This is a genomic window from Humisphaera borealis (assembly GCF_015169395.1).
In the GTDB taxonomy this organism is placed as follows: Bacteria; Planctomycetota; Phycisphaerae; order Tepidisphaerales; family Tepidisphaeraceae; genus Humisphaera; species Humisphaera borealis.
The window spans coordinates 6,555,061-6,574,456 of sequence record NZ_CP063458.1; the positions used below are offsets into that span (position 1 = coordinate 6,555,061).

At 62.3% G+C, this 19,396-nt stretch carries 13 protein-coding genes and 1 tRNA gene; 8 read left to right on the forward strand and 6 right to left on the reverse strand.

What is annotated here, in order from left to right:
* The first annotated feature begins 57 nt into the window (after positions 1-57).
* The 3 genes from IPV69_RS24700 (at position 58) to IPV69_RS24710 (ending at position 2,903) form a co-directional block, all read left to right on the forward strand.
* Positions 58-1,344 carry a dihydroorotase gene (locus IPV69_RS24700; protein WP_206292397.1) on the forward strand — a complete coding sequence of 429 codons (1,287 nt, stop codon included), beginning with the start codon at positions 58-60 and terminating at the stop codon, positions 1,342-1,344.
* 241 nt (positions 1,345-1,585) lie between these two features.
* The gene (locus tag IPV69_RS24705) at positions 1,586-2,752 is read left to right on the forward strand and encodes a TPM domain-containing protein (RefSeq protein WP_206292398.1); all 1,167 of its coding nucleotides are present in this window, start codon (positions 1,586-1,588) and stop codon (positions 2,750-2,752) included.
* Positions 2,753-2,830: 78 nt separating this feature from the next.
* Positions 2,831-2,903, forward strand: a tRNA-Ile gene (locus IPV69_RS24710).
* Between the two features lie 1,246 nt (positions 2,904-4,149).
* On the opposite strand, the gene IPV69_RS24720 is transcribed toward IPV69_RS24710, so the two are convergent.
* The 6 genes from IPV69_RS24720 to IPV69_RS24745 are packed head-to-tail and all read right to left on the reverse strand — an operon-like array spanning position 4,150 to position 9,207.
* Positions 4,150-4,386: a helix-turn-helix domain-containing protein gene (locus IPV69_RS24720; RefSeq protein ID WP_206292399.1), complete on the reverse strand. Its 237-nt coding sequence runs from the start codon at positions 4,384-4,386 to the stop codon at positions 4,150-4,152.
* 35 nt (positions 4,387-4,421) lie between these two features.
* Positions 4,422-4,727: a TubC N-terminal docking domain-related protein gene (locus IPV69_RS24725; protein ID WP_206292400.1), complete on the reverse strand. Its 306-nt coding sequence runs from the start codon at positions 4,725-4,727 to the stop codon at positions 4,422-4,424.
* The gene (locus IPV69_RS24730; RefSeq protein ID WP_206292401.1) at positions 4,724-7,159 is read right to left on the reverse strand and encodes a DUF3987 domain-containing protein; all 2,436 of its coding nucleotides are present in this window, start codon (positions 7,157-7,159) and stop codon (positions 4,724-4,726) included. The genes IPV69_RS24725 and IPV69_RS24730 overlap by 4 nt, the downstream gene beginning before the upstream one ends.
* On the reverse strand, positions 7,146-7,409 hold the full coding sequence (locus tag IPV69_RS24735; protein WP_206292402.1) for a helix-turn-helix domain-containing protein: 264 nt from the start codon (positions 7,407-7,409) through the stop codon (positions 7,146-7,148). The genes IPV69_RS24730 and IPV69_RS24735 overlap by 14 nt, the downstream gene beginning before the upstream one ends.
* Positions 7,402-7,608 (reverse strand): helix-turn-helix domain-containing protein, encoded by a 207-nt coding sequence (locus IPV69_RS24740; protein WP_206292403.1) that lies wholly within the window; start codon positions 7,606-7,608, stop codon positions 7,402-7,404. Before IPV69_RS24740 ends, IPV69_RS24735 begins: the two co-directional genes overlap by 8 nt.
* 51 nt (positions 7,609-7,659) lie before the next feature.
* The gene (locus IPV69_RS24745) at positions 7,660-9,207 is read right to left on the reverse strand and encodes a hypothetical protein (protein WP_206292404.1); all 1,548 of its coding nucleotides are present in this window, start codon (positions 9,205-9,207) and stop codon (positions 7,660-7,662) included.
* Between the two features lie 245 nt (positions 9,208-9,452).
* Here IPV69_RS24745 and IPV69_RS24750 point away from each other — a divergent pair, with 245 nt between their 5' ends.
* Genes IPV69_RS24750 through IPV69_RS24770 form a run of 5 tightly spaced genes read left to right on the forward strand, consistent with a single transcriptional unit; the run spans position 9,453 to position 19,395 of the window.
* On the forward strand, positions 9,453-10,283 hold the full coding sequence (locus IPV69_RS24750; RefSeq protein ID WP_206292405.1) for a hypothetical protein: 831 nt from the start codon (positions 9,453-9,455) through the stop codon (positions 10,281-10,283).
* The gene (locus IPV69_RS24755; RefSeq protein ID WP_206292406.1) at positions 10,270-10,848 is read left to right on the forward strand and encodes a BREX protein BrxB domain-containing protein; all 579 of its coding nucleotides are present in this window, start codon (positions 10,270-10,272) and stop codon (positions 10,846-10,848) included. The genes IPV69_RS24750 and IPV69_RS24755 overlap by 14 nt, the downstream gene beginning before the upstream one ends.
* A complete protein-coding gene (brxC, locus tag IPV69_RS24760; RefSeq protein WP_206292407.1) occupies positions 10,845-14,288 on the forward strand; it encodes a BREX system P-loop protein BrxC in 3,444 nt (1,147 codons plus the stop codon). Before IPV69_RS24755 ends, brxC begins: the two co-directional genes overlap by 4 nt.
* Positions 14,289-14,300: 12 nt before the next feature.
* Positions 14,301-17,693, forward strand: a complete 3,393-nt coding sequence (locus IPV69_RS24765) for an Eco57I restriction-modification methylase domain-containing protein (RefSeq protein ID WP_206292408.1) — start codon at positions 14,301-14,303, stop codon at positions 17,691-17,693.
* A 19-nt stretch (positions 17,694-17,712) separates the two neighbouring features.
* Positions 17,713-19,395 carry an AIPR family protein gene (locus tag IPV69_RS24770; protein WP_206292409.1) on the forward strand — a complete coding sequence of 561 codons (1,683 nt, stop codon included), beginning with the start codon at positions 17,713-17,715 and terminating at the stop codon, positions 19,393-19,395.
* The last annotated feature ends 1 nt before the right edge of the window (position 19,396 follow it).

Here is a 19,396-nt window from a genome sequence, read left to right on the forward strand (position 1 = left end):
CTTGGCTATCTTGGCTTCTTGGCGCTCTTGGCGCGATTAGAAATGCACAGAATCGATATGCCCACTCTCCTCATCCAAAACGGCACGATCCTCGACCCCTCCCAGAACCTCGAACGCAAGGGCGACCTGCTGTTGCGCGACGGTAAGGTGGAAGCAGTCGGTGATGTTGGCGCTGTCAATGCCGACCGCGTCATTGACGCCACCGGCCTGTACGTCACGCCGGGGCTGATCGACATTCACGTCCACTTCCGCGAGCCCGGCGACGAAGAAGAGGAGACGATCGCCTCCGGATCGGCCGCTTCGGTGGCAGGTGGGTTCACTACCGTCTGCTGCATGCCGAACACCAAGCCGGCGCTGGACAACGAGGCGCAGATCGAGTTCGTCTTCCGCGAATCGAAGAAGGCCAACCTCGCCAACGTCTACCCCATCGGCGCGATCACCAAGGGCCGTGAGGGCAAGGAACTCGCCGAGATCGGCACCATGCACGAACGCGGCGCGATCGCGTTCTCCGACGACGGCGTCGGCGTTGCCGATGCGTCGGTCATGCGAAAGGCGTTGCAATACTGCAAGATGTTCGATGCCCTGATCATGCAGCACTGCGAAGAGCCGTCGCTGTCGGGCGGGGCGATGCACGCGGGGCTCGTCTCGATGACGCTCGGCCTGCCCGGCATCCCCGCCGAGGCCGAGCAGCTCATGATCGGCCGCGATCTGCTGCTGGATCGCACCATCGGCTGCCGGTACCACGTGCAGCACATCAGCACCGCCGGCAGCGTCGAGCTCATCCGCCGGGCCAAGCGCGATAAGCAGCACTACGTGACCGCCGAGGTCGCGCCGCACCACCTGCTGCTGACGGACGAGGACTGCCGCACGTACGACACCAACTACAAAATGAACCCGCCGCTGCGGACGGCCGAGGACGTCGCGGCGTGCATTCGCGGCGTGGTCGACGGCACGATCAACATCCTCGCCACCGACCATGCGCCGCACCTGGCCGAAGAGAAAGAGCTGGAGTTCACCCGCGCCCCGTTCGGCATCATCGGCATCGAATGCGCCCTGCCCCTTTACATCAAGGCCCTCATCGAGCCCGGCCATATCGGCTGGCTGAAAATGGTCGACATGATGAGCACCGGCCACGCGCGCATCGTTCGACTGCCCAACAAGGGCACACTGAAGGTCGGTGCCGATGCCGACGTGACGCTGATCGATCCGAACCTCAAGTGGAAGATCGACGCCGAGCAGTTCGTCAGCAAGAGCCGTAATTGCCCCTTCCACGGCTGGGACGTCACCGGGCGTGCGGTCGCGACGATCGTCGCGGGGGACGTGAAGTGGGAACTGAAACGATAGTCGGGACCTGATGGCGAGCAGGATCACACGATGGTGCCGCGCCGACACCCTTCGGGTTGTGGGTCGGACTTCGATATCGCTTCGTCAACCATGAAAACCCCTTCACGTTCGGCGGGTCGTTATAAAGATCGGTCCCCGCGCCAACTGCCTCGCCCTCTCTGCCAGGGATAAACTCTTCCGGTGTTGTCCCAGCGGGTCTGCCCGCGGACAGTCCTTTGTTTGCCGTTTTCGGAGACAGACCATGGCGCAGCGACATCCCTTCGGGTTATCGAAACTGTTTGTTTCACTTTTCGTTCTAGGCGTTGGTCTGTTTCCCGTCGCGGCCGGGGCACAGGTTCGCGACTACGCGGAGATCTTTTCTCCCGAGGCCGAGCGACAAGCCCAGCAAACCATCCAGGAACTGAAGAAGAAGTTCAGTCGCGGCATGCTCGTCGAGACCTACGCCAGCGTGCCGGCAGAGAAAACTGCCGAACTGCAGCAGAAGGGTCGCGAACGGTTCGTCGCCGATTTCGCCGGCGAACGCGGCCGGGCCGAGGGGATCGACGGCATCGTGTTCGTCATCTTCATGGACGTCGGCCGGTTCGATGTGGTGATCGGCGACGTCACGAAGCGCGAAGGGCTCTTTACCGACAAAGATCGCCAGGACATGCGCGGCGGCATTACCGAGTCCCTCAAGGCCAAAAAGTATGACGACGTGCTGACGCGAACGGCGACCTTCGCGCTCAATCGCATGTCGGAACACCGGCCCCAAGGTGCCGCCGCTGGTGCGACGGCCGGCGGGGCGGGCGTTGTCGCCGGCGGGTCGTCATCCGCAGGTCGGCCAGCAGCCCCGGCGAACGTCCCTGCGCCATCGAGTGTTCCGCCGGCTGCGTCCAATCCGCCGGCCGGCGATTCAGGCCGTAGCTTTTCGATCAGCACGCTGCTCTGCATGGGCATCGCGATCTTCGCGCTGTTCATGATCATCCGCGGCATCATCCGTGGCCGGCAACAGGCCGCCGCCTACCGGCAGGGCCCGCAAGGCGGACCGGGTTACGGCGGACACCAGGGGTATGGCCAACCCGGCTACGGCCAACCGGGATACGGACAGCCCGGCTACGGCGGTGGCGGCAGTGGCTTCGGCACGGGCCTGCTCGGCGGTGTCCTCGGCGGCATGGCCGGTGGGTGGCTCGGCAACAAGGTCTTCGGGCAGACGCCCCCGCCCCCGACGGACTCCGGCGCGGCCTTCGGCAGCACGCCTCCCGGCGACAGCTCCATCCCCCACGACACCGGCTTCGACAGCGGCGGCGGTGGTGACTTCGGCTCTTCCTCCTCCGGCGGCTACGACTCCGGCGGCGATTCCGGCGGAAGCTTCGATTCCGGCGGCGACAGCGGCGGTGGGTTTGACGGCGGTGGCGGCGGCGACTTCTAACAACCCGCTTGCGGCATGGTTGCTTCAGCAACCATGTCCTGCAAAACTACGCGTCCCCGTGAGCCCAGCTCAACGGGCGGGAGCGTAGCTCAACGGTTAGAGCAGGGGACTCATAATCCCTTGGTTCTGGGTTCGAATCCCAGCGCTCCCAGTCCCCCATTTTGTACTACGTCGCATGACACCGCATTGCCTTGGTAATGCGGTGTTTGCGTTGATACCCCACTGGGCACACTCGGCACCCTACGATCACCTGCGGGTGATTGCTGTGCCGGATTCCGTGCCGCCTCTGTCGCCCTCCTGAAATGCTCGTCGGTCGTCTGCCGGTAGAACTCGTCGGCTACCGCTTCCGTGTGTCCCAGCCACCCGGCACACACGTGCGACGGGTACAAGTCGGCGAGTTCGGTCGCTCTGGTGGCTCGCATGTTCTGCCACGGCTTGGGCCAAGGCGTCAGCCCCGCCGCGGTGATATACCGAACCAACTGCGTTCGCAGGTTCATCGCCGCGTCCCGGTAGCGGCTGATTACGTAGATGCTGCCCTCGGGGGCCGCCGCGAAGACCGCATGAAAATGGGCCTCCAGCTCGGGGAACATCGGCACGACCCGTACGCCGCCGTCCTGATGGTGTTCCGTCTTGCTCGATCGAACGACGAAACGTTTCCCGTGAAAATCCACGTCGTTCCATGTCAGTGCCAATGCTTCTGACGGGATGCGGAGACCACCCCATCGTGCCAGGGCGATCAGCAGCTTCCATTGCGGGTCGTGCGCCGCGTCGATGACCTTCTGAACATCCGTTGCCGGGATGAACTTGCGTCGGGCGGGATTCCCACGCACCGTCCCCTTGATGTGAGAGAATGGGTTCTCTGAAATGAGCCGGCGGCGACGAGCCACCTCGAAGAAATGGCGAGCGTATCCGCACCACTTGGCGACGGTGGCCTTGGCGCGCGACTCCGATTGCAGGAATGCGCGGTAGGCGTCGGCATCGCTGGGCGTAACCGACGCGACGGCTTTGCCCTCGCCCAGGAACTTCACCAGCCAGCGGCGGGCCTGACGCATCACGATCATCGTCCCCGGTTTCACGTCACCCGCCCGCTGAAGAAGGTAGGAATCAGTGAAGGCACCGAGCTTGGTCGATTCCACCGCGACCCGCGGCTCCACCAGGCTGGCCCGAGCCAATCGGTCATGTAACTTGTCCCCAACATCGCCCACCCAGATCGCCGTCGGCCGGGGCAGGGGCTGCCCGTGGATCGTAGTAGCTGCCAAGGCTTCGATATGCCGGCAGATTTGCTCGGCGTCGCGTTCACTGCACTTGCCCAGCCGCACGGTCTTGCGGCTGCCGTCTGCAGCGACGAAAAGAACTCGCCGATATCCATTGGGTTCTGTTCCGATCGTTGCCATAGCTCACCGATCTTTCGTCTTGGCGGTAGTCCGCTTCGCCGGCCGGGTGATAATCTCCAGCCCCAGGGCTTCAGCCAGCCGTTCCATGTTCTCGAAACTCAAGCCCGCCTCACCGTTCAACAGCTTCGCCAGGTGCGACTGGTCGATGCCGGTTTCCTTCCACAGCCGATAGCGCGTTTTCTCGCTCGCCTTCATTGCCTTGCGAAGATCATCCAGCACGTTGCCCATGTCGAACATCATACATCATACCGGAATGCAATTCCAGCATTCTCCGTTCACAACAGCCCGTGGCGTTCAAGCCAGCCCCGATGTCCTGGGTGAATCCATACCGTCCGCCCGTCTGGCGTCAGATAGGGGACAAGCTGCGCCAGTTGCTCGGCCATCCGTCGGTCCAGCGCCGCGCGTTTCGCAACCTCAACCAGCAGTTTCGCCTTGTGGGTTTTCAGCCGAGCGGCCAGATCCGCGGTAACAGCTTCGTGGGGCCGGAAGCAAAGACGGTCTCCGTCCGCATGGAGCTGGATGCACAGAGCGTCCAGTTCGGCCAGCAGCCCCTCCACAGTGTCGGGGGTCACCGCGTTCATACTTCGCCCCAATCTCCGTCGTCGGCCTCGCCCGTGTCTACAGCGCCAACGTCTACGGAACCCGTTCCCTGCCCCGCCAAGGGAGGTTTCGTTGGCGCAGCGGTGCGGTTTAATGGACGCTGTGTAGACGCGGTCGGCGTGTTCAGGTGGAAGATTCGAGTCGGTCGGCCGCCCCGCGCACTGGGACCCTGTTGTTCCCACCGTCCCTCCCCGGCTTCGACCAGGGCCTGCAGTGCACCGCTGGCGTCGTCGGCGGTCGTGTACAGCCGGCTTGACTGTTGCAGGTCACGAACCGTCACGGTTCCACCCTTGCGCTGGATCAATTCCACCAGCCGTCGGCGGTCGCGCTGTTCATCGTCTTCACCCAGCGCGCCGTAAACCCGCCGGGCCTCTCCCTTGAACCAGTCCGTAACCGCAATGGCTCGCTCGATATGATCTCGACTGATGGCCGCGATGGGCTGGCCGGTTGTCGCAGCATCGACGCACGCGAACAGCAGCCCGATCCGAATGCAGATCCCCTTCAGTTTGCCGAAGTGTGCGGCCAGATCGTCGGCGTGAATATCTGCCACTTCGCGACCGTGTGCATCATGCCACGTGACATAGACCGTTTTGGCGTCAGGGGCCAGGGGAATCAGTCGAGGACGCGACTTGCCCTGATCGTCCGTGCCCGGCTGGATGTTCATCAACGCCCGCAACAGGTTCGCCCAATCCGTTGCCGTGGCGTCTGAAAGTTCCTCATCAGTCCAGACAACGGGCTGGGTAGGGGGCTGCACCAGCAGCAGGCGCGCCAGCAGTCCCGATTCCCGCTCGGCCGCGCCGAACACCCGGCGCAACGTGCCGGGCTGGATGCTTCCCAGCACGCTTACCGATCCCCGCTCGACAAAGATCGTCCCTGCGGCACCCTTGCGGTCGATCATGGAGGGCGCGGCATCAAAGAATGACAGCCAGACGGGTGCATCGCTGCCCTTTCCGCCTGCCGCGTAACGGTCGAAAGCGCCGACCCACGCGGCCAGTTCATCACGGACCAGCAGCAGCCCCAACGGGTTGTCCTGCAGAAGCACGCCCAGCTTTTCGCAGGTCACGTCCGAAACCATCAGCCGCTGCTCCGTCGGCGGCTCCGGTTCTACTGGCGGATCGCTGGGGCCGGTCCCTTTCTTCTGAGCGTCCTTCCAGCGGTTCCGCTCCACTTCATGGCGTTGCGAATCGGCCTCGTATGCGACCATGTCGTTGGCGAATTGCTGGCGTGCCTCCTTGTACATTTCGACCAAAGGGCGAGTCGCCAGTTTCAATACGGCACTCTTGGCTGTGCCGGATCGGGCGACGATGGCGCCCCAGAGGATTGCGGCTTCCGTCCATCCACGTTTCACTTGCGCGGCCACGCGATTGCCGATCGCTCCGGCCAGGACCACCAGCACCGTCAACGATGCACAGGCGGGGTCGGTACCCGTCGCCGCCGCAAGTTCAGTTACGAACCCACGCAGAGATTTGGGCAGGGCATCGGTGGGGAACGGCTTGAATCGCTCCACCGCCGGCGGGCGAGGTGCCGGGGCCTCCGGCTCGGCCGCGGTCAACAGCGCCGCCAGTTTTGTCTTGATCGCGTCGGGGTCTTCGCCACGGTCCACAACGTCGGCGATGTCGCCACCAACGGGCAGATCGGACCATGTGTCACGCAGGTCAATCACACGCACGCGGGCCGGCGGACTCAACTTCACCAGAATGGCCGAAACCTCGGCCGCGTACTTCGCGCCCGCCTTGTCCGCGTCGGGAACAATCACCACGTCGCGACCGGCCAGTGGCGTCCAATCCGATTTCCCCGCAGCTTGGGCACCGCCGGCGGACGTAGCTACCAGCAGCCCCAGACCGGCTGCCGAATCGGCTGCTTTCTCCCCCTCGGTGACATAGACGCGCTCGCCAGGCCGGGCAGTCAGGTCGGGCAGGTGGTACAGCGGGCGAGGTTCGGGCATGGCGCTAATGGTCCAGCCACCGATCGCACCAGGTCGCCGGCTCACCGGCCGAATGTCCTTCCCGCCGTTTGTCAGGTTCCACCGCACGACCATTCCCACCGGCTCCCCGTCGGCGTTGTAGTAATTCCACATCACCGCAAGGGGGCCCTTCCGGCGCTCAAGTTCCGCAACCGCTTCTGCCGCCGTGGCGAAGGTCAGCCCGGGCTTGTGCATTGGCTTAGCAGGCTTTCGCGTCGGGGGCGATTCGATCTTTTGCGGCATCAGATCCGCGAGCTGCAAGCCGAGCGCCGCCGTGATGGCGACTGGGGTACATCCTGCGTGGCAATGAACCAATGCGCCGCCGGCATCGCCTTCGCCGATGCTCAGGCTGGGCTGATCGTCGTCATGTGCCGGGCAGCGGACTGACCAGCCCGCACCGTTGCGCTTCGCGTCGGGCAACTTCGACAAGAGCAGTTCAAGCGGCGTCATTGGCTCCCCCTTCGGGCTTTGCCCCGTCCACCGCTTTGGTCGCCTGCGTCTGTTCATCCAACCAACGGACCAGTGCCGCCGTGGGATACATGATCCTCTTTCCCCGCCGAACGTGGGGCACGTCGCCGTCCTGCGTCCACTGCCACAGCGTCCGCTCGCAGACGCCCAAGGCCTTAGCCGCTTCACGCGGGCGAAGCGCCAGGCAGGGCGTGGTCGGGTCCCCGATACGATTCAGAAGGGGATTACTCATGATCCACCTCCTTAGCGGCGCGTGCCGCCCGATCGGCTAGTAATGCGACGACCTTCTTCCGATTGAAGCGGTACTTGTCGCCGACTTTCAGGTGGGGGATTCTGCCAGCGTCGGCCTCGGCCTTGATCCACTCTTTCGGAAGCTTCAAGGCGTCGGCCAATGCCGGCAGCGAAAGCAATTGATGATTGCCATTTCTCATGTCCCCCAGAATGCAAAGCTGAATGTGCGCCAAGCGTGCGCCAGACGTGCGCTAGACGTGATTCCCGCGGATTTGCGATTTTTTCTTCGGTGGGAGCGGACTTTGTGCCCCCGCAGCACGATTCCCCTTCTCCGGCGCAACCAGCCTATACCGCCCGTCTCCGCATCGTTGGATCATTGTGCCAAACGCTGGGTGGTTTCGGAATGCTACATCCATACGGAAGTCATCGCGTTCATCATCTACATGCTGCCGGATTGAATCCTGATGCAAGCCGAGGCCGGTCTTCTGCCATTCCTTCCACAATGCCTCGATCGCCGATGATTGCACACCCTTGGCGAAGGTGTATTCCGTCCCGAACCACCTCACGAATACAAAGTCCGTCGAGTGCGTGGCGTCTGGCGTGGAGGAGGAATCGGCCGTCAGACACCAATCGTAAAGCGACTGCCATTCGGCCAATGCGTCATTGAGTGGGGCCGGCAGGGGCGGGGCGCCTCTCCGTGCAGCTCGGATCTCCAACGCGAAATCACGCGCCTTGCGATTCGGCTCGGCCAGATATGACGGAGCACCTTCATTGAATTTCTCGGGCGCGGCGTCGAAGTACACGTTTCGTTGACGTTTCAGCCACCAAAGTAGGCGATCGCTAGAGTTGATCCTAGGTTCATCCGGAATGCTATACTCGCGGTGTAGGGCATGGATCTCGCCGGCCACGTCGGCGTTTTGCTCGAAACTCGGATTGGCCTTCCAACGCTCTTTCAACGTGGCCCACCGATGGTCGGATTGCATCAACGCCACGCGTTGGTCGTAGTCGAGATGATCTTGCCGGATCCAATCGCGAAGTCGCTGTTGCTCGGCCGTGTTCTGCTGCTCAACTTCGAGAAACGACGCTATTGCGACTTGTTCCTGATGAATTCTGACCTGCTGCTTCGCCGCGTTCTCAAGTTCGATCCACGGTTTCGACTCGTCATTCCGATCAGGCAAGTTCTGAGCCGATTGGCCGCGGCTCGTCGGTGCCTGCAGCGCGGCCCAGGCCATTCGCACCGTGTCCATCCACCGTCGTAATTCGGCTTCATCGCTCAGAATCGACGCTGCCGCCCAGCGTGAGATCGATTCGATGTCACCGGTCGCAGTGGCCCCCCACGGCCCAAACAGATTGAAGATCGGGTGTCGCATATGGGCACCTGCGTCCCACAACATCACCGCCATCAGCAGGATTGCCTTCGCCTTGCAGTCGTGATGTTCCTCACCATGGCTCTCTTTCAAAACGTTGATGGCCGCGCATACGCAACGGCCAAGAGACCAGTCTTTCGCGGTTGGCGGAGCCGACGCCTCTGCCAGAACTTCTCCAAATCGGACTCGTCGCGCCACCACATCTTCGATAAAGCGAGTTGCATACTCCGCATCAGAGCGGTGCGACTCCAATTGGACGGGATGGTCCTTATACCGTTCCCACGTCGTCAGTTTGTGCCACCCGAGTCGCTCGGGGCCGTACTCCGCCAAGAGAAACCTCGCTCCCTCTTGGTAGCCGTCGGACCTAGAAAGGATGTCCGCACGTATCGATGCCAGGAGCGTTACGTCATCAGGCGTGTAGTTGCCGGCCATGTCTCACCGTCAAGTTTGCCGGGTCGGCCCGGGTGCGGCCGGGGACGGTGAGTTCACCGACCGGCACCCAAGCCACTTGGCGGGGATCAGCCGCCCTTCCCGAGGGTCGCTGTTTTGACTTCCTAATCCTAAGCAAGCTCCCGTAGTAAGCCCCTGCGACATGCCATGCTTGACGCCAATCGCTCGACGCGTGATATTTGCCGAATTGGCCGGCAAACTGGCCGGCTAGATTGAGCAGATTATTTATGCTTTTCGATCCTGTCAATACTGGCTTCCTACTGACCCCTGAGCAGCAGGCTGTCGCTGCCGACGAGAAGGTGGGGTTCCATTTTGGGGGCAAGGGAACGCATACAAGTCGAACCATTATGTTGGACGAGTTGGCGAGCCTGCTGCGGGCTGCCGGCCCCGATTTCACACGCGCAGACTACCGCCGATTGATCGTTGAAGACAACTGCCTCGGAAAGCGTACGGGCGCCACCCGCCGGATCACTGACCAGAGGCTGTCAGAGCTTTATGCTCTAGATGGTGGCGTCGTCCTCTTCCGTGTGCTGCGTCAGCTTTGGGCTGGCGATGACCGCGGCCGGCCGCTTCTGGCGCTTCTCATGACGTTGGCCCGCGATCCCTTGCTCAGGTTCACGTCGCCGGCGGTGTTACGCCTGCAGCCGGGTGAGGAACTCGGACGCCAGTCGTTCACCGATGCGCTTAACCGCGGCACTGGCTCGCGGTTTAACGAGGCGGTGCTGGACAAAATCGTCCGCAATGCGGCGTCATCCTGGACTCAGTCCGGCCACCTTGAGGGCCGCAGTCGAAAGACCCGCCGTGCCGTCAGCCCCACGCCGGCCGTTGTGACCTTCGCCCTAGTGCTGGGCTATGCCCTCGGGGCGCGGGGCGCTGTGCTGTTCGAGACACTTTGGTCGAAGGTGTTGGATGCCAGCACCGACGAACTGCTCTTCTTGGCTATGGATGCAAAGCGCGTAGGCTACCTCGACCTGAAAGTGTCCGGCGGTGTCGTGGAGGTCTCCTTCTCACGACTGCTGACCGAGGAGGAAAGGCGGTTGATTCATGGGACGGATTGAAGACTTGGCCAGCCGCTACCAAAGCCATATCTCCGCGCCTTGGCAGCGCAACCTTGCCGGCGCCCAGCGGACGATCTTCGTCGTCCACGACAAGGCCGACGAGCGGAAGCTCCGGGCAAAGCTAGAGCTTTTCGAGTTGCATACGCGCCAAGCCGGCTGCGGCTGGAAGCTGTTTGATTTCACCTGTACCTTTGCCCGCTGGATGGCCGCGATGGACCCCGGCTATCGACAGGCGTACTTCGAGGTGCCCAGCGACTTGGCATCGAAGCTCCAGCCCGAGAACAACGAGTTCGCGCATTACGCCGCGGCGGAGTTGCGAAAGGTGCTGACAGCGGACGACGTGACGGCCGACACTGTGGTTGCCGTGCATGGCGTGGCGTCGCTGTTTGGTTTCACAAAGGCATCCCTGGTGCTTGAAGAGGTCAAGCATGACATTCGCGGGCGGCTCGTCCTGTTCTTCCCCGGCGAGTTTGACAACAACAATTATCGTCTGCTCGACGCTCGAGACGGCTGGAGCTACTTGGCCGTCCCCATCACGTTGCATAGCGGAGCCCTTGAACAATGAAGAATCGAGAAGTCTTCCAGCGTGATCCGGCCGCGACCAAGTTGCTTAACGATGGCGTTGCGGCAGTTGGTGAGGCGCGCACGCCTAAGGAACTTGAGACCCTCCGCTACGAGCTTGAGCAATTCGTCTGCGAAGGCCAGTACAAGGCGGGCATCGTCCGCATCTTGGAGTCCTATCTCGGCAGCGTGGACGCGACCGTCCAGCCGGCGGCGTGGATCAGCGGCTTTTACGGCAGCGGAAAGTCGCACTTGGAGAAGATGCTCCGTCACCTTTGGATCGACACCAAGTTCGACGATGGCGCGACCGCGCGTGGGCTGGCCCGGTTGCCGGCCGAGGTGACGGACCTGCTCAAGGAGTTGAGCACGCTGGGCAAGCGCTGCGGGGGGCTTCACGCCGCCGCCGGGACGCTGCCCTCCGGCGGCGGCAACAGCGTACGCCTCACCGTGCTGGCGATCATCTTCCGCTCCAAGGGCCTGCCAGAAACCTTGCCCCAGGCCCGCTTTTGCCTCTGGCTCCAAAAGGCGGGCATTTATGCCAAGGTGCGCAAGACCGTTGAAGCTGCTGGCAAGGACTTCCTCCGCGAACTGCAAGACCTATACGTAAGCCCGGTTCTGGCCAAGGCCCTACTCGCCGCTGATTCGGACTTTGCCCCCGACGACAAACAGGCCCGCGCCACCCTGCGTGCGCAGTTCCCCGTGGTGGCGGATGTATCGACAGCCGAGTTCATCGGCTACGTCCGCGAAGTGCTGGCGGACGGCGGTCAGACTCCGGCGACGGTGATCGTGCTCGACGAGGTGCAGCTTTTCATTGGCGACAGCGCCCAGCGGTCCACAGACGTGCAGGAAGTCGCCGAGGCCCTTTGCAAACAGCTCGACAGCCGGGTCATGTTGATCGGCGCCGGGCAGACCGCCCTGGCAGGCAGCCTTCCGCTGCTTCAGCGCCTGCGCGGCCGGTTCACCATCCCGGTGGAACTGTCCGACATCGACGTGGAAACCGTAACCCGCCGCGTGGTGCTCGCCAAGAAGGCCGACAAGGTCAAGGCCGTGCAGGAGTGCCTCGACTCTCACGCCGGCGAGATCGACCGGCAGTTGGCCGGCACCGCTATCGCCGTTCGCACTGAAGACCGCGGCATCATCGTGGAGGATTATCCACTCCTGCCGGTGCGCCGCCGGTTTTGGGAGAAGGCCCTCCAGGCAGTGGACGCTCCTGGCACTACGGCCCAGCTTCGCACCCAGTTGCGCATCGTCTATGACGCCGTGCGCGACACGGCCGAGCGTCCCTTGGGTAATGTGGTCCCTGCCGACTTCATCTTCGAGCAACTCCAGCCCGATTTGCTCCGCACTGGCGTCCTGCTGCGGGAAATCGACGAAACCATCCGCAAGCTCGACGACGGCACGCCCGACGGCAAACTTGCCCGCCGGCTCTGCGGCTTAATCTTCCTGGTTCGCAAACTCCCCCGCGAAGCCGCGGCCGACATTGGCGTCCGGGCCACGCCCGCGACGCTCGCCGATCTATTGGTCAGCGACCTGGGCAGCGACGGCGCCATGTACCGCAGGGAAGTCCCACGCATCCTCGACAGGCTGGTCCACGAGGGCAAGCTCATTAAGCTGGACGACGGCTACGGTCTGCAGACTCGCGAGAGCAGTGAGTGGGACCGCGAGTTCCGCAACCGGCAGACGAAATTGCTGGCCGACGTGTCCGGCATCGGCGGCAAGCGCTCGGCCCTGCTGGCGGCGGCGTTCAACGAGGCCGTCGGCGGTATCAAGCTGGTCCACGGCAAGAGCAAGGAGCCACGCAAGTTAGTACTGCATTTCGGCGACACTCCGCCGGCGACCAAGGGCCACGAGATCCCGGTGTGGGTCCGTGATGGCTGGGGCGAGGCCGAGTGCACGGTGGTCAATGACGCCCGTGCCGCCGGCGCCGACAGCCCCATCGTGTACGTCTTCGTGCCCAAGGCCAGCGCCGACGACTTGAAGAAGGCCATCATCGATTTCGAGTCCGCCAAGGCGACCATCGACTTCAAGGGCACCCCCAGTACCGCCGAAGGCCGCGAGGCCCGCGACGCGATGGGCGCCCGCATCCGCGAGGCCGAGGCCCGCCGTGACGAAATCATCGGCCAGGTGGTCGATGGGAGTAAGGTCTTTCAAGGCGGCGGGACCGAGATGTTCCAGCTCAACCTGGTGGAAAAAGTGAAGTCCGCAGCCGAGGCGTCGCTCGACCGGCTCTTCCCGAGCTTCCGCGATGCTGACCACGACCGCTGGGATAGTGTTATTAACCGCGCCAAGAACGGCGACGAAGACGCGCTCAAGGCCGTGGGCTTCACTGACAAACCCGAGAAACACCCAGTTTGCTCAGCAATATTGTCATCGGTCGGATCGGGCAAGAAGGGCAAGGATGTCCGCTCCGCGTTCGAGGACAGTCCCTACGGCTGGCCCCGCGACGCTGTGGATGCTGGCTTGATCGTACTGCACACCGTCGGGCACCTGCGGGCCATTTACAACAGCAACCCTCTGGCAGTTGGTCAATTGGATCAGGCCAAAGTTTCAACCACCGAGTTCCGCGTCGAGTCGGCCACGCTAGACGTGGCGCAGAAGATTAGGCTGCGGAAGCTTTACCAAACCGTCGGGATTACCTGCAAGCCCGGTGAAGAGGCAGTACAGGCCGGCCCGTTTCTGGTCAAATTAATTGAGTTGGCCAACCGATCGGGCGGCGACGCGCCAATGCCGGCCCGCCCGAACACCGTCCACATAGACAATCTCCGCGCCCTGGCAGGGAACGAGCAGCTCACGGAAATCCTCAAGGGGCACGACCCCCTCGCCAAGCAGGTGAAGGACTGGGCGGCCGCCGCGGACTTGGCCGCGAAGCGTAAGCCGGCGTGGGATACGCTCGGCAAATTGCTGGCTCATGCCGCGCCGCTCCCCGAAGCGACAGAACTCCAGACGCAGGCTGACGCCGTGCGCGAAGAACGCCGGCTGCTCGATGCCAGCGATCCTGTCCCAGCGATCCACAAGGCTGTGGCGTCGCTGCAGCGGGCGGCGGTTAACAAGGCGCATTCGGAATTCGTCACCCTCTTCAGCCGTGAGAAGGCCGCGCTGGAGGCCAACGACAACTGGAAGAAACTGACGCCGGCCCAGCAGCAGAAGATTCTGGCGGATGAGAGCATCGACGGCCTCCCGACATTGGACGTGAGTGACGACGCCGCCCTGCTCCGCTGCCTGGATGAATGCCCGCTCACCTCGTGGAAGACACGCACCAACGCGCTGCCCCAGCAGTTTTCCAGTGCCGGCCTCACAGCGGCCAAGCTTCTGGAACCCGCGACGCAGAGGGTTCACCTAACCAGCGCCACACTCAAGACGCCGTCGGAGGTCAAAGCTTGGCTCGCCAAGACTGAACTGGAACTTCTAGCCAAACTCACCGACGGTCCGGTGGTCGTCTCCTGATGGAGTGAATGGATGCCCGCACTACCCTCCAATCTGCGCAACAAGCTTGAGAACACGGTCGTCAAGGCCCGTGACATCGCCGAAGCCGGTGCTCGCGCTGCGCTGGAGGCGCTGGCGGTCCATGAGGCCAAGTTCTATCCCCACATGTCGCCGGCGCAGCAGACCCTGCGCAACCAGCTTCGCGCCCATGCCCGCCAGCTTGGCGATGCCCAGAACACCAGGGACCAGATCACCCTCAAACGCCTGGTCCACGAGTGCGCCTACGAACATTGGCACCGCATGCTGTTCGCCCGGTTCCTGGCCGAAAACGACCTTTTAATTGAGCCTGATAGCAAGATGCCCATCAGCCTCGCAGAGGCCGAGGAACTCGCCAAGCACGCCCGAACCGATACCTGGACCTACGCCAGCCGCTGTGCCCAGCAGATGCTGCCAGCCATCTTCCGGCCCGATGACCCAGTACTGCAGGTCACCCTCGCCACGGAGCACCGCGTCGAGTTGGAGTGGCTGGTCAATGGCCTGACCTCCGACACCTTCAAAGCCGACGATTCACTCGGCTGGGTCTACCAGTTCTGGCAGTCGGCCGAAAAAGAAAAGGTCAATAAGGCCGGCGAGAAGATCACCAGCGATACGCTGCCCTCCGTCACGCAGCTTTTCACCGAGCACTACATGGTGCTCTTCCTGCTCCATAACACCCTCGGCGCCTGGTGGGCCGGCCGGAAACTCAGCAGCACTGACCTTGCCGAGGCGCAGACCGAAGAGGAACTCCGGCGCAAGTTGGCTCTCCCTGGCGTGCAGTGGGAGTACCTCCGTTTCGTCCGCGGAGCAGACGGCAAGAGTGGGCCTTGGTGCCCGGCAGCTGGCACCTTTCCCGGCTGGCCGCAACGCACGGCCGACATCAAGCTCCTTGATCCCTGCTGCGGCTCCGGCCATTTTCTCGTCGCCGGGTTCGAGCTGCTGGTGCGACTGCGCATGGCGGAGGAAGGGATGCCGCTGAACATCGCTGTCGACGCGGTTCTCCAATTCAATGTCTTCGGTCTTGAGATCGATGCCCGATGTACGCAGATCGCGGTCTTCAGTCTTGCGCTGGCTTCCTGGAAACTCGTTGGATACCGGCAGTCACTTCCAAAGCCCAACGTCGCCTGCACCGGCCTCTCCGCCGGCGGTACGCGCGACCAGTGGCTCAAGATCCTCGAAGGTCAAGGCAACCTTGAGCTCCGCTTCTTCTTCGGCCAACTCTACGATTTGTTCAGCAAAGCTCCGACGCTCGGCTCGCTCATCAACCCGCATCGCTTCCTGGGCAGCGGCATGCTCGATAAGACGGGCATGGAGACGCTTTTGCGCCATCTGCAAATCGCCATCTCCGACGACCCCCGCGCCACACCCGACAAACACGAGATGGGCATCGCCGCCCAGGGCGTGGCCAAAGCCGCCGAACTGCTCGCCGACAAGTACACGCTGGTGGTCACCAACGTGCCCTATCTCGGGCGAGGCAAGCAGGATGAGATTCTCAAGGAGCATCTGGAGACGCAGTACCCGCTGGGCAAGGCCGACCTCGCCACGGCGTTCGTGCTGCGCTGTCTGGAGTTTTGTGACAAGGGAGGCTCGACGGCCCTCGTCACGCCGCAGAACTGGCTCTTCCAGGCAACCTACGCGAAGCTTCGAGAGACGCTGCTTGAACGGCGCGAGTTTGCGTTGATTGCTCGCCTCGGACCCAAGGGGTTCCAGACCCCAATGTGGGATTTCAATGTTCTCTTGTCTGTAATGACCGCTTCAAAGGCTGCGTCTGAGCACCAGATTTCTGACTTGGATGCTTCGGACGCTAATACGCCCGAAGCCAAGGCGGTAGCGATTCAGAATCGGTCTGAGATTGCGATAACTCCCCAAGCAGCCCAGTTGTTGAATCCGGACGCTGCAATCCTCTCGTCGTTGATGGACCCATCCGCACTGCTCTCCGCGGCCGCTGCGACATGGCAGGGGCTAGTGACGACGGATGACAACAAATTTCTTGCCGCGTTTTGGGAAGTGGGCGTCTCACAAGACGTTTGGGCACAGCTACAGACGCCTCCTGATACCACCGACTACTATGGTGGAAGATCGCATCTGATCCGCTGGTGCAATGGGCAAGGCGACTTGCACCATGCCTCTAATGCGCACAACTTCCCGAGTTCACGGATGCTCGGCCGACCGGGAATTGCACTGCGGCGTATGCCGCCTCACAAAGCGACGCTGTTCGAAGGTACGGTGTTTGACGATCACATCGCGCCCATCGTCCCGAGCGATCCGGCGCTCCTACCCGCGCTCTGGTGCTTCTGTACCTCAGAAGAGTACGCTGATGCGGTTCACAGGATCGACCAACAACTCAAGGTCGCAGTTGCCAGCTTCCTCAAGGTTCCCTTCGACCTCGCTCGCTGGCAGACGGTCGCGGCAGGGAGATTCCCCGACGGTCTGCCCGAGCCCGAGAGCGACGATCCGACGCAATGGCTCTTCCATGGCCGGCCGGCACAATCCACCGCGCCGCTACAGGTGGCGGTTGTGCGGCTGCTGGGCTACCGCTGGCCGGCGGAACTCGATGCACAAATGCGCCTCAGTCGGCGGGCACGAGACTTGGTCAAGCGGTGCGATGAGTTGCTTAAATTTGCCGACGACGATGGCATCGTCTGCATCCCTTCCGTGCGCGGCGAGGAACCCGCCACCGACCGGCTGCTGACGCTGCTTTCAGCCTGTGGCGTCAAGCCCCACCGGAACCTGGACGAGTGGCTTCGCGATGATTTCTTCCAAGAGCATTGCAAGTTGTTCCACCACCGGCCGTTCGTCTGGCACATCTGGGATGGCCGCAAACGCGATGGCTTCCACGCGCTGGTGAACTACCACAAGCTCGCCGACGGCAAAAGGGGAAAGAAACTGCTGGAAAGTCTGACGTATAGCTACCTCGGCGAATGGATCAACCGGCAGCAGGATGGCGTGAAGCGAGGTGAGGATGGCGCGGAAGATCGACTGGACGCGGCGACGGAACTTCAACAGCGGCTGGTAGCGATCATCGAAGGCGAGCCGCCGTTTGACCTGTTCGTCCGCTGGAAGCCGCTGGCGGAGCAGCCCATAGGCTGGGAGCCGGACATCGACGATGGCGTGCGGGTGAACATCCGCCCGTTCCTCGCGTCGGACCTGCCCAATGGCAAAACCGGCACTGGCGTCCTGCGGTGGAAGCCGAACATCAAGTGGGCTAAGGACCGCGGCAAGGAGCTCAAGCGCCCGATCCGCGAGTACCCGTGGTTCTGGGGCTGGGACGGCACGGTCAACTACGCCGGCGGCCCGCTGTCGGAGTTCACCGGCGAGCGGCATAACGACTGCCACTACACGACCGAGTTCAAGCGCCAAGCCCGCCAACAGGCCGCGGGCAAATCGTAACCCTTATCGAGGCAAACCCATGAGCATCAATATCGGGATTATCGACTCTCGCGTGCGAAAGCTGGCAGGAGACTTGGCGCCGGAGTTCGAGACGCGACTCAACATCAAGAACGACGAGCCGAAGAAGCAGTCCGCGGCGTTCGTTTATCTTGTGGCAAAGACTCTTCTCGACCTTTCGGAGCCAGAGGCACTCGATGTCTTGACCGAAGGCGGAGCCGACTTCGGCATCGACGCGATGCATGTTGGCGATGTTGAGGATGGCGAGTTCCTGGTGACCCTCTTTCAGGGCAAGTATAAGCAGAACCAAGAAGGTGCGAGCGCGTTTCCCCAGGGCGGTGCGGAGAAGATGGTACAGGCCATCAAGTACCTGTTCGACCCCAGAGCGACGATCACGACGAACGCACAGCTAACGAAGCGTGTGGAGGATGTCCGCTCGCTGGTTGGTGATGGGTATATCCCGAGGGTACGTGCCGTCCTGTGCAACAACGGGATCAAGTGGGATGTAAGGGCGCAGGAAGTCATCGACGCCGCCAAGTTCCCGCACGACCAAGTTACCTGGATGTATGTCAACCACGACGAGCTGGTCTTACTCATGCAGGCGGCAAAACAGGTGGACGACACCCTCCGCCTGGCTGGCAAGGCCATAGTTGAAGACCTCGACTTCTACCGTGTCCTGATTGGGAAGATCCCCGTTGCGGAGGTCGCTGCACTCTTTGCCCGACACGGCGACCTTCTTCTTGAGAGAAATGTGCGACGGTTCCTTGGGCTTCAGTCCAACCGCGTGAACCAACGTATCGCTTCCACGCTCATCACACCTATCGAACGGGGCAACTTTTACTTTTACAACAACGGCATCACGTTGCTGTGCAGGAAGTTCACGCACAACGCGCTTCAGGCCGACAACTTCCAGGTCCGTGTCGAGGGTCTCCAGGTCATTAACGGTGGCCAGACGTGCAAGACAATCGAGCACACGATGGCCACACTCGCCGCCGCCGAACCAGGTATTGAGAAGGCGTTTGTTCTAGTGCGGCTGTATCAACTTCCTTCCGATGCGGGAGACTTGGTGCGCAACATCACCTATGCGACGAACAGCCAGAATCCGGTCGATCTTCGTGACCTTCGGTCGAATGACATCCGCCAGAGAAACCTAGAGGCTGCAGTTGCGGACCTTGGTTATCAATACCGCCGCCACCGAAGCGATACGGCCTTCAAGACAACCGATATTAGCAGTGCAACGGCGGCGGAGGCGGTCCTCTCGGTATGGCGCCATCGACCACAGCAGGGCAAGTTCCAAGGGCGAGAGCACTTCGACAAACTTTACGACATGATATTCAGCGATGATCTCAATGGGGCACAGGTGGTCATTGCCACACTGCTATTTCGCATCGCCGAGAACAAACGGCGGCGCCCGCCGGCGGGCGCACCAGACTTCGTGGCCTATGGCTCGTGCTTCCTGGCCATGCTAATGGGCCAGTACCTCCTGAGTGACCTGGGCCTCACGTTGGCCCAACTCAATCACACAAAGTTCGTCGATGCCAAGGCCAAGTTGGAGCAGAACGAGGAAGCCTATTTCAAGAAGGCCACGGATGCGGTCGACGCGGCGCTGAAGAAACTCTACGGCGGGCAAACGGTATCGCTGCAACGCCTTGCCGCAACCTTCCGACGCGGCGACCTGATCCAGGAGCTTGGGGTGCCGGCATGAC

Bases quoted from the DNA above. Each gene is read 5' to 3' on its own strand.
- IPV69_RS24735 (WP_206292402.1), bottom strand. From the start codon at position 7,409: ATGAGTAATCCCCTTCTGAATCGTATCGGGGACCCGACCACGCCCTGC.
- IPV69_RS24720 (WP_206292399.1), bottom strand. From the start codon at position 4,386: ATGATGTTCGACATGGGCAACGTGCTGGATGATCTTCGCAAGGCAATG.
- IPV69_RS24725 (WP_206292400.1), bottom strand. From the start codon at position 4,727: ATGAACGCGGTGACCCCCGACACTGTGGAGGGGCTGCTGGCCGAACTG.
- IPV69_RS24740 (WP_206292403.1), bottom strand. From the start codon at position 7,608: ATGAGAAATGGCAATCATCAATTGCTTTCGCTGCCGGCATTGGCCGAC.
- IPV69_RS24745 (WP_206292404.1), bottom strand. From the start codon at position 9,207: ATGGCCGGCAACTACACGCCTGATGACGTAACGCTCCTGGCATCGATA.
- IPV69_RS24755 (WP_206292406.1), top strand. From the start codon at position 10,270: ATGGGACGGATTGAAGACTTGGCCAGCCGCTACCAAAGCCATATCTCC.
- IPV69_RS24705 (WP_206292398.1), top strand. From the start codon at position 1,586: ATGGCGCAGCGACATCCCTTCGGGTTATCGAAACTGTTTGTTTCACTT.
- IPV69_RS24765 (WP_206292408.1), top strand. From the start codon at position 14,301: ATGCCCGCACTACCCTCCAATCTGCGCAACAAGCTTGAGAACACGGTC.
- IPV69_RS24770 (WP_206292409.1), top strand. From the start codon at position 17,713: ATGAGCATCAATATCGGGATTATCGACTCTCGCGTGCGAAAGCTGGCA.
- IPV69_RS24750 (WP_206292405.1), top strand. From the start codon at position 9,453: ATGCTTTTCGATCCTGTCAATACTGGCTTCCTACTGACCCCTGAGCAG.
- IPV69_RS24700 (WP_206292397.1), top strand. From the start codon at position 58: ATGCCCACTCTCCTCATCCAAAACGGCACGATCCTCGACCCCTCCCAG.
- brxC (WP_206292407.1), top strand. From the start codon at position 10,845: ATGAAGAATCGAGAAGTCTTCCAGCGTGATCCGGCCGCGACCAAGTTG.
- IPV69_RS24730 (WP_206292401.1), bottom strand. From the start codon at position 7,159: ATGACGCCGCTTGAACTGCTCTTGTCGAAGTTGCCCGACGCGAAGCGC.